The 9,876-nt window shown below is 51.1% G+C and carries 9 protein-coding genes; all 9 read left to right on the top strand.

Features of this window, described 5'->3' with window-relative positions; genetic code table 11:
• Positions 1–192: 192 nt before the first annotated feature.
• The 9 genes from tssH (at position 193) to tssL (ending at position 9,871) form a co-directional block, all read left to right on the top strand.
• Positions 193–2,835 carry a type VI secretion system ATPase TssH gene (gene tssH, locus C0K55_RS17280; RefSeq protein WP_105266806.1) on the top strand — a complete coding sequence of 881 codons (2,643 nt, stop codon included), beginning with the start codon at positions 193–195 and terminating at the stop codon, positions 2,833–2,835.
• Positions 2,836–2,935: 100 nt separating this feature from the next.
• Positions 2,936–3,481: a type VI secretion system contractile sheath small subunit gene (gene tssB / locus C0K55_RS17275; RefSeq protein ID WP_000996822.1), complete on the top strand. Its 546-nt coding sequence runs from the start codon at positions 2,936–2,938 to the stop codon at positions 3,479–3,481.
• Between the two features lie 24 nt (positions 3,482–3,505).
• A complete protein-coding gene (gene tssC / locus C0K55_RS17270; RefSeq protein ID WP_000245852.1) occupies positions 3,506–5,020 on the top strand; it encodes a type VI secretion system contractile sheath large subunit in 1,515 nt (504 codons plus the stop codon).
• 51 nt (positions 5,021–5,071) lie between these two features.
• On the top strand, positions 5,072–5,479 hold the full coding sequence (locus C0K55_RS17265; RefSeq protein ID WP_000332236.1) for a BPSL0067 family protein: 408 nt from the start codon (positions 5,072–5,074) through the stop codon (positions 5,477–5,479).
• Positions 5,480–5,491: 12 nt separating this feature from the next.
• Positions 5,492–5,944, top strand: a complete 453-nt coding sequence (locus tag C0K55_RS27025) for an STY0301 family protein (protein ID WP_001515757.1) — start codon at positions 5,492–5,494, stop codon at positions 5,942–5,944.
• A gap of 180 nt (positions 5,945–6,124) precedes the next feature.
• Positions 6,125–6,610 (top strand): Hcp family type VI secretion system effector, encoded by a 486-nt coding sequence (locus C0K55_RS17255; RefSeq protein WP_000312805.1) that lies wholly within the window; start codon positions 6,125–6,127, stop codon positions 6,608–6,610.
• 67 nt (positions 6,611–6,677) lie between these two features.
• Positions 6,678–7,211 (top strand): type VI secretion system lipoprotein TssJ, encoded by a 534-nt coding sequence (gene tssJ, locus C0K55_RS17250; protein WP_001045927.1) that lies wholly within the window; start codon positions 6,678–6,680, stop codon positions 7,209–7,211.
• A gap of 3 nt (positions 7,212–7,214) precedes the next feature.
• Positions 7,215–8,558 (top strand): type VI secretion system baseplate subunit TssK, encoded by a 1,344-nt coding sequence (gene tssK / locus C0K55_RS17245; RefSeq protein WP_105266807.1) that lies wholly within the window; start codon positions 7,215–7,217, stop codon positions 8,556–8,558.
• Positions 8,555–9,871: a type VI secretion system protein TssL, long form gene (tssL, locus tag C0K55_RS17240; protein ID WP_085448664.1), complete on the top strand. Its 1,317-nt coding sequence runs from the start codon at positions 8,555–8,557 to the stop codon at positions 9,869–9,871. Before tssK ends, tssL begins: the two co-directional genes overlap by 4 nt.
• Positions 9,872–9,876 lie beyond the last annotated feature (5 nt).

Below are 9,876 nucleotides of genomic sequence, written 5' to 3'. Positions count from 1 at the left end.
ATATATATGAAATTAAATTGCCATATTGAATATCACCATAAAAAAGATACTAACTGCTATATTACATTGTGTTCTGTGATATGCATCATTGTTTCATTCTGGGTTTTTGATGATTCTATTAATTAGGAATTTTAATCGATACAGTTATGCTTATGTATCATTTATATGATTTTACATCATCAGGTGTAACAGATGGACACTCCTGTTTCACGCAGTGCACTATATGGAAAGCTGACCAAATCTTTATTTAGATCTTTGGAATCCGCGACAACGTTCTGTAAATTACGTGCTAATCCTTATGTCGAACTGACACATTGGTTGCATCAACTCATACAACAACCAGAGAATGACATTCACAATGTGCTTCGACACTATCAAATAACATCTGCTGATGTAGAGAATGCGTTAATTCGACAACTGGAGATATTGCCTGCCGGGGCGAGTGTAATTAACGATTTTTCCCATCATATCGATCTATCTGTCGAAAAAGCCTGGATGTTGGCAAGTATCCGTTTTGGTGATCAAAAAATTCGTAGTGGCTGGTTATTACTTGCCTGGTTAACCACGCCAGAATTGCATCGGGTGTTAAAAAATATCTGTGCGCCTTTGGCTGGGCTACCGGTAGATGAACTATTAGATATCCTTCCGTCTTTAATCACATCATCTTCTGAAATAACAGAAATGCCATATGACGGCTCGGGTTTGAATTCTGCAGTACCGGGGGAAGCTAGCCAGGTATTTGCCAGCGAATCAAGCGGAAGTAAATCTGCGCTGGCGAAATACTGTCAGGACATGACTACACTGGCGCGTGAAGGCAATATTGATCCGGTCACCGGCCGCGAACACGAAATTCGTACCATGACGGATATTCTGCTGCGTCGTCGGCAGAACAATCCGCTGCTGACCGGCGAGGCGGGCGTCGGGAAAACGGCTGTGGTGGAAGGATTTGCGCTGGCGATTGCCCGGGGCGAAGTGCCGCCTTCACTGCGAAACGTGCGTCTGCTGTCGCTGGATGTCGGGGCGCTGCTGGCCGGGGCGTCCATGAAGGGCGAATTTGAATCCCGCCTGAAGGCGCTGTTGGAAGAGGCTGCGCGTTCGCCGCAGCCGGTTATTCTGTTTGTCGATGAAGTTCACACCCTGGTGGGCGCTGGTGGTACATCCGGTACGGGCGACGCTGCCAATCTGCTGAAACCGGCGCTGGCGCGTGGCACCCTGCGCACCATCGGCGCAACCACCTGGAGTGAGTACAAACGCCATATCGAAAAAGATCCGGCGCTGACCCGGCGTTTTCAGGTGTTGCAGGTGGCAGAGCCGGAAGAGGTTGCTGCTGTTGAGATGGTACGCGGGTTAGTCACCACGCTGGAAAAACACCATGACGTCCTGATCCTTGATGAGGCTGTGCGCGCCGCCGTACAGCTTTCTCACCGTTACATTCCGGCCCGGCAGCTACCGGACAAGGCTATCAGCTTGCTGGATACGGCGGCGGCCCGTGTAGCGCTGTCGCTGCATACCCCACCAGCGAAAGTCCAGTATCTGCGTCAGCAGCTCAATGCCGCCGAACTGGAGCAGGAGTTGTTATTAAAGCAGGAAAAAATGGGTATCCGCGCAGAGCGGGGCGACATACTGACGATACGGATCGCCTCACTGAATGCAGATCTTTCTGACACCGAAGCGCGCTGGCAGCAGGAACTGGAGTTGGTTCATACCTTACAGGAACAGCGTGCCTCAGAGCCCGATGAGCGTGATGAAACCACGTTACAACAGTCGGAAACTGCATTACGAGTCTGGCAGGGTGAAAACCCCATTGTGTTCCCGGAAGTTAACGCGGCGGTGGTGGCAGCGATTGTCTCCGACTGGACAGGCATTCCCGCCGGGCGCATGGTGAAAGATGAAGCCAGCCAGATCCTCGAACTCCCCATCCGTCTGGCGCAGCGTGTTACCGGGCAGATGGATGCGCTGGTGCAGATTGGTGAGCGTATCCAGACCGCGCGGGCGGGTTTAGGTGACCCGCGTAAACCAGTGGGTGTCTTTCTGCTGGCCGGGCCGTCCGGTGTGGGTAAGACCGAAACCGCGCTGGCGCTGGCGGAAGCTATTTACGGCGGCGAACAGAACCTGATCACCATCAATATGAGCGAGTTTCAGGAGTCCCATACCGTCTCCACGCTGAAAGGTGCGCCGCCCGGCTACGTGGGCTATGGCGAAGGCGGCGTGTTGACGGAAGCTGTACGTCGTCATCCCTGGAGCGTGGTGCTGCTCGACGAAATTGAAAAAGCCCATCATGACGTCCATGAGTTGTTCTACCAGGTATTTGATAAAGGCGCGATGGAGGATGGCGAAGGTGTCCACATCGATTTCAAAAATACCACGCTGTTGTTGACCACTAACGCAGGAGCGGACCTTATCAGCCAGATGTGTGAGGATCCGGCGCTACTGCCTGATTTGTCAGGATTAAAAGAAGCCTTAATGCCGGAGTTACGCAAACACTTCCCGGCTGCTTTCCTGGGACGGGTGACGGTTATCCCCTATCTGCCGCTGGATGAGACGGCGCGTGGCGTTATTGCCCGCCTGCATCTTGACAGGCTGATGGATCGGATGGCAGAGCAGCATGGCGTTTCACTCGTCTATGGCGATGAATTAATTACGCACATAGTGGCACATTGCCCGATGCACGAAACCGGCGCTCGTTTGCTTATCGGCTATATCGAACAACATCTCCTCCCACAACTGTCCCGTTACTGGTTGCAGGCGATGACAGAGAAAACGGCCATCACGCAAATCCGCATTCGTGTTGATGAGGATGAACAGATTATTTTTGAAACGGTTCATGAAGCATGATTTATCCGTATGAACCAACTGTTTGCTGTGCATTTTTAAACTGTACCGTTGAACCGCTCTCCTGGCGGTCGGCGGCTGACTGATAAGGAAATGAAGGATTATGGCTATCAACAACAGCGCGCAGAAGTTTATTGCCCGCAACCGTGCGCCCCGCGTGCAGATTGAGTATGACGTTGAGATTTATGGCTCCGAAAAAAAAATCGAACTGCCGTTTGTCATGGCGGTGCTGGCCGATCTGGCCGGTAAGCCACGTGAAGAGTTGCCCACAGTAACCGATCGTAAATTCCTTGATATTGACATCGACAATTTCAACGAGCGAATGAAGGCTATTGCGCCGCGCGTGGCGTTTGCTGTCCCCAATACGCTGACGGGCGAAGGGCAGTTAATGGTCGATATTACGCTGGAGAATATGGATGATTTTTCACCTGCGCAGATTGCCCGCAAGGTGGACGCCCTGAACCAACTGCTGGAAGCACGTACTCAGCTTGCCAACCTACAAACCTATATGGATGGTAAAGCAGGAGCAGAAAATCTGATCAATAAACTCTTACAAGACCCGACGTTACTGAACGCTCTGGCCAGTGCACCAAAACCTGTCACTCAACAGGAAAGTGTCTTATCAGGTGAAACGGGAACAACAGACTAACTGCGATTTTATTAAGGAACTTTCATGGTAAACGATACTCTTCTGGCGACAGGCGATCTCACTGCTGAGCAAAGCACAGCCTATCAGGACACTGAATTTGATTCACTGCTGGATAAAGCCTTCCGTCCCAAGACACCTCAGGCTGCAAAGGCTGTTGAGGCTGCAGTTCAGACGCTGGCCCAACAGGCTCTGACAAATACAGTCACCGTCAGTGACGATGCTTACAAAAGTATTGCTACGATTATTGAGCAGATCGATTTCAAATTAACGGAACAGATCAAGCTAATCCTGAGTCATCCGGATTTTCAGAAACTGGAGTCTTCCTGGCGTGGGATGGAACATTTGGTTTACAACACCGAAACCGATGAAAAATTAAAAATCCGCTTTATGAACCTTTCAAAGGATGAATTGCGGAAAAATATGAAGCGTTACAAAGGGATCGCCTGGGATCAAAGCCCCATGTTCAAAAAGCTGTATGAAGCTGAATATGGGCAGTTAGGCGGAGAACCCTACGGTTGTATCATTGCGGATTATTATTTTGATCACACCCCGCCGGATGTGGATCTGCTCGGCTCCATTGCCAAAGTGGCTGCCTCAGCCCATGCGCCGTTTATTGCCGGGGCCTCTCCGTCAGTGTTGCAGATGGACTCCTGGCAGGAACTGGCTAACCCGCGTGATCTGACCAAAATTGTGACCCAAAACCTCGAATACGCTCCGTGGAATTCGCTGCGAAAAAGTGAGGATTCTCGTTACATTGGTCTGACGATGCCACGTTTTCTCTCCCGTTTGCCTTATGGTGCGAAAACAAACCCTGTCGATGAGTTTGATTTTGAAGAAGATGCAGATGGTGCAGACCACAGCAAATATGTCTGGAGCAATGCTGCCTATGCAATGGGCGTAAATATCAACCGTTCTTTCAAACATTACGGTTGGTGTACGTTGATCCGTGGTGTGGAGTCTGGTGGTGCGGTGGAAAACCTACCCTGTCATACATTCCCTACCGACGATGGTGGTGTGGACATGAAATGTCCGACGGAAATTGCCATCTCTGACCGTCGGGAAGCTGAACTGGCGAAAAATGGTTTTATCCCGCTGATCCACCGCAAAAACTCTGATTACGCCGCCTTCATTGGCGCACAGTCGTTGCAAAAACCACAGGAATATTACGATCCGGACGCCACGGCCAACGCCAATCTCTCCGCACGCCTGCCGTATCTATTCGCCTGCTCGCGGTTTGCGCACTTCCTCAAATGTATCGTGCGCGACAAGATTGGCTCGTTCAAAGAGCGTGAAGATATGCAGCGCTGGCTCAATGAATGGATCATGAACTACGTTGATGCCGATCCGGTGAACTCCTCGCAGGAAACCAAAGCCCGCCGTCCGTTGGCTGCTGCTGAGGTAGTGGTGGAAGAAGTGGAGGGGAATCCGGGTTATTACGATGCCAAATTCTTCCTGCGCCCGCATTTTCAGCTTGAAGGATTAACAGGATCGCTGCGTCTGGTGACAAAACTGCCGTCAGTAAAACAGGGTACTGCCTGATTTTTATGAATATTTTAATGAATGATGTCGGGTAATACTCAGGGGGGATATATGGCATATGTTTATGGACTGGTAGATTCATTGCAGGGCACTGAAATGGTGGGAATGGCGGGGGCAGGAGACAGAAAGGAATGTGTGTTCTTGGTTCAGGTATATGCACATGTGGGGCATACCGGAACGTGGAAGCAGGGTCGGAAGGTTTTCGGAGACAAATCGATTCCCAGAGGAACAGCAATTGCGACTTTTGTGAATGGGAAATATCCATCGGGGGACAATGCTCATAAACATGCTGCTTTCTATCTCGAACAGGATGATTCGTATATTTATGTTATGGATCAGTGGACAGGCAAAGCCTCGAATGTATCTGCGCGCAAAATCTCCAGAAAAGGTGGGATGCGCAGTGATGGGACATATCATGATGCCAGTAATAACGCTGAAGCTTTTTATGTTATTGAGTAGAGGATAGATTCAATGGGGACCCGTTTTATTTTTTCTCTGTTATTGGGTTATATGTTGTTTTATTCACAATTTGTTGCAGCGTGGGAAGTCAGTTGCCCCGAGTTTATCAATATAAAATCCTCAACGACAGTACTGGAGTCGGATGTACCTGCATCCTGGCAGGGATCTTCCCGCTATGAACCCCGTCTGTGGCTGGACGGCGTAGGGATGTCGCAGGGAAAACCTGAAAATCGGATAGATCTAAAACCAGAGACAGAGAAAATAAAGGGTGAAACCAGGCAAATATGGGATACAACAATGACCACTAATCAGGATAGTGAGCGTTACTGGGTTTCTTGTATTTATAACCACGGACAGGTTTGGTTATCACAACCAGTACCAGCATCTGCAACACAGTGCCAGGCATCTTCTTTACAGCGTCAGCGGGAACAAGGAGAGTCATTGATATCTGTGATATGTAAATAGACGTAATACATTCAACATGTAAATTAATTAAATACTGGTATCTCATTACCGGAAATTATACAGCCTTCTGTTCTTCTGAAATAAAGGAGAGGGGGTTCTGTACGGCAATGGTTTATCTGCATTCAGCTATGCAGATAAATCAGAGATTATTTTTAAGTAATTCTTAATAAGGAAATAAAAATGGCTTATGACATTTTTTTGAAAATTGACGGCATTGACGGCGAGTCAATGGATGATAAACATAAAAATGAAATTGAGGTGCTGAGCTGGCGCTGGAATATCCACCAGGAATCCACCATGCACGCGGGCAGCGGCCTGGGATCCGGTAAAGTCTCCGTGACTAACCTAGAGTTTGAACATTATATCGATCGCGCCAGCCCGAACCTGTTCAAATACTGCTCCTCCGGCAAGCATATTCCGAAGTCCATCCTTGTCATGCGTAAAGCAGGCGGCAATCCGCTGGAATACCTCAAGTACACTTTTACTGACCTGATTGTGGCTGTGGTTTCCCCCAGTGGTAGCAAGGAGGGCGAGATCGCCTCCCGCGAAAGAGTCGAACTCTCTTTCAGCACCGTGAAACAGGAATACGTGGTGCAGAACCAGCAGGGCGGCAGCGGCGGCACTATCACGGCAGGTTACGATTTCAAAGCTAACAAAGAAATTTAAGCAATTTTTTTCCGGCCAGGTATATAGCCTGGCCGTTCTTTATTATTTGATTTTAAAGGAAATTACAGTGAATAAATGGCGTGACCCCGGTTGGCGGTTATGGGCGGTAGCGTTGTTTTTTATCTGCCTTTTGCCCGGGTGCAGCATTGACAGCGACACCGTGCCGGACCTGATGTCACAGCGACTTGATCTGGTGATGAAGGCTTCCGATAAGGTGAACCCAGACAATCAGAAGAAAGCCGCGCCCATAGAGATACGCGTTTATGAACTGAAAAATGATGCAGCTTTCACGGCGGCGGACTGGTGGTCTCTTCAGGACAATGACAAAACTGTTCTTACCGATGATTTACTGCACCGCGACAGCTTTATCCTGCGTCCGGGCGAGGAGAAAAAGCTGCGTCGCTCTCTCAATAAAGAAACCACGGCACTGGGGATCCTTGCTGGCTATCGCAATCTGGGAAAATCGGTATGGCGAGTCACGTATAAAATTCCTGATCCCCCGGAAAAAAGCTGGTACAGCCGCTTTATGCCAAAGAAAAAAGTCGAACTGGATGCCGGTATAGAGCAAAGCGCCATAGTGATTAAAGAACGGGATGAGTAAATTATGAGTTGGAATAACCGGGTAGTCTGGAGTGAAGGGCAATTTTTGCTGCCACAGATGTTTCAGCAGCAGGAACGCTATCTGGAACATGTCATTCATTACCGCAGTTTGCCTCTTTCCCCCTTTTTCTGGGGCTTCAGTGAATACGGCATTGACAGTGAAGCACTGAACATCGGAAAGCTGGTACTCACGAAGGCTTTTGGGGTGTTTGCCGACGGAACACCGTTTAATGCGCCGGGACACACACCACTACCGCCGCCTCTTACCATCCTGCCAGAGCACCTTAACCAATTGATTTATTTGGCGGTGCCAATACGCACACCGAACAGCGAAGAAACCAGTTTTGGCAATAATCCAGAATCGCTGGCACGCTTTTCGGTTCATGAAAATGAAATCCGTGATGCAAACTCATTGGGGCGCGGCGCACAACTGTTGCAACTCAGCCACCTGCGCCTCCGTCTGTTGCCGGAAAAGGCGGTGACGGATGCGTGGATCGGCCTGCCGCTGACACGTATCACAGCATTGCATCCAGAGGGGCGGGTTGATATTGACGAAGATTTGATCCCGCCGGTGGTGAACTATCAGGCAAGTTCACTGATATGTACATGGTTGTCGTGGATCAACGATCTGATCAAAATGCGGGCAAATTCTCTGGCTGAGCGATTGACGGGCAGTGATAAACACGGCCATGAGGCGGCGGAAGTGTCGGATTACCTGCTATTGCAAATTCTCAATCGTTTTGGCCCCTTACTGATCCATATGTCGAAAACGCCGCTGTCGCCTGAAGTGCTCTATCGTAATCTTTGCGCACTGGCCGGAGAACTCTCTACCTACGTGCGTCCGCAAACACGCCGTCCGGAAAAATATAAAGAATATAAGCACCTGACGCCCTATGCCGGGCTGAAATCGGTGATAGATGAGGTGCAGTATCTGCTAAATGCTGTGCTGATCCGCGGGGCGCAGCGAATCACTCTGGAGGAGGGAACTTACGGTATTCTCAATGCGGTGATTGAACCTACCGAACTGTCAGATTTCAGCTCGTTAGTATTGGCGGTGAAGGCGCAGATGTCCGCCGAAACCTTGCTGCAACATTTTTCGGCTCAGACCAAAATAGGGCCGTCCGAACGCCTGCCGGAGCTGATTCGTTCGCACCTGCCGGGCCTTGCTTTACAGGTGCTGCCGGTGCCGCCGCGTCAGATTCCGTTCCAGTCCGGTTATATCTATTACGACATCCGTCGCGACGGCGTGCTGTGGGAACATATCGCCCGCTATGGCGGCATGGCAATGCATACCGCCGGAGAATTTCCAGGGCTGGAGCTGGAGCTGTGGGGAGTTCGCGATAAATGACCGACGATATTCTGACGCATCCTGCGATGAATACCCAGCCATTCCAGCCATCAGTGGGGGGGACAAAACCACCTGATAATGAAGGTTATGATATCGCAATACAGGACAGCCTTCGCAGGGAAGATATAAAGGTGGTGGTTGAAGACGGCCCGGATATGAAACTCCGGCTGGCCGAAATCACCGCTGCGGCTAATCCCCTGCTGGCGGCGGCAAGTCCGCTGCTGTGCGCACTGGCGCAGATGCCCCGTGAACTTGCCCCTGCTTTTGTCGAACATTACCGCGCCCTGCTGGAGCGTGAAGTTCGTCGGTATCAGACGCTGTGCGACCAGGCAAACCTGCGCCGCGAACATGTGTTGGCGGTGCGCTACTGCCTGTGTACGTCGCTTGATGAAGCCGCCAACAACACCACCTGGGGACGACGCGGTGTCTGGGCTGGGAAGAGTCTGCTGGTCACTTTTCATGGCGAAAGTGAAGGTGGCATCAAACTATTTCAGATAATTGGTCGTCTGGCCTCCAGCTTCCAGGAGCACAGCGATGTGCTGGAAATTATTTACCACATTCTGGGGCTGGGTTTTGAAGGTCGCTACAGCGTACGGCCCGACGGACGTAAGCAACTGGACGATATTCGCCAGCAACTGCTGACCCAACTGGTCCAGCGCCGCGATCCGGTCACGCCGACGCTCTCGCCGGGATTTACCGGAGCTGTCAGCGGACGGATGCGCCGGATGCGCCGGGTGCCGGTCTGGCTGAGTGCCGGAATAGCTCTGCTGGTGATGCTGACGTTGTTTGGCCTTTACAGCCACCGGATGAATCTCGCCACCTTAACCGTACAGCAGCATATCGACGCCATCGGTAAACACCTGTCGCCGCCACCGATTCCGGTGCACAAACTGCGACTGAAGATCCTGCTGGCGAACGAAATTGCCCGTGGCCTGCTGACGGTGGAGGAAGATGACCATCACAGCCGTGTGATCTTCCGAGGCGATACGATGTTTATACCGGGGCAGAAAACCGTAAATGATGCGCTCCGCCCGGTGATTGATAAGGCCGCGCGCGAGATTGCGCGTGTGGGCGGTGCGGTGACGGTGACCGGTCACACCGACAGCCAGCCTATCCACTCCGCTGAATTCCCGTCGAATCAGGTGTTATCAGAAAAACGTGCGGCAGAAGTGGCTTCGTTGCTGACGTCCGGTGGCGTTTCGGCCAGCCGGATCCGGGTTGTCGGGAAAGGGGATACCGCACCAGTGGCCGATAACAGCACTAAAACCGGACGGGCGCAGAATCGCCGGGTGGAAATTCTGGTGGTGGAGTGAGAAAA

This window comes from Escherichia sp. MOD1-EC6098 (assembly GCF_002965865.1).
In the GTDB taxonomy this organism is placed as follows: domain Bacteria; phylum Pseudomonadota; class Gammaproteobacteria; order Enterobacterales; family Enterobacteriaceae; genus Escherichia; species Escherichia marmotae.
The sequence above is the reverse complement of the archived record's forward strand: the minus strand, read 5'-3'. Positions and strand labels throughout refer to the sequence as shown.

Bases quoted from the DNA above. Each gene is read 5' to 3' on its own strand.
- tssH (WP_105266806.1), top strand. From the start codon at position 193: ATGGACACTCCTGTTTCACGCAGTGCACTATATGGAAAGCTGACCAAA.
- tssB (WP_000996822.1), top strand. From the start codon at position 2,936: ATGGCTATCAACAACAGCGCGCAGAAGTTTATTGCCCGCAACCGTGCG.
- tssC (WP_000245852.1), top strand. From the start codon at position 3,506: ATGGTAAACGATACTCTTCTGGCGACAGGCGATCTCACTGCTGAGCAA.
- C0K55_RS17265 (WP_000332236.1), top strand. From the start codon at position 5,072: ATGGCATATGTTTATGGACTGGTAGATTCATTGCAGGGCACTGAAATG.
- C0K55_RS27025 (WP_001515757.1), top strand. From the start codon at position 5,492: ATGGGGACCCGTTTTATTTTTTCTCTGTTATTGGGTTATATGTTGTTT.
- C0K55_RS17255 (WP_000312805.1), top strand. From the start codon at position 6,125: ATGGCTTATGACATTTTTTTGAAAATTGACGGCATTGACGGCGAGTCA.
- tssK (WP_105266807.1), top strand. From the start codon at position 7,215: ATGAGTTGGAATAACCGGGTAGTCTGGAGTGAAGGGCAATTTTTGCTG.
- tssL (WP_085448664.1), top strand. From the start codon at position 8,555: ATGACCGACGATATTCTGACGCATCCTGCGATGAATACCCAGCCATTC.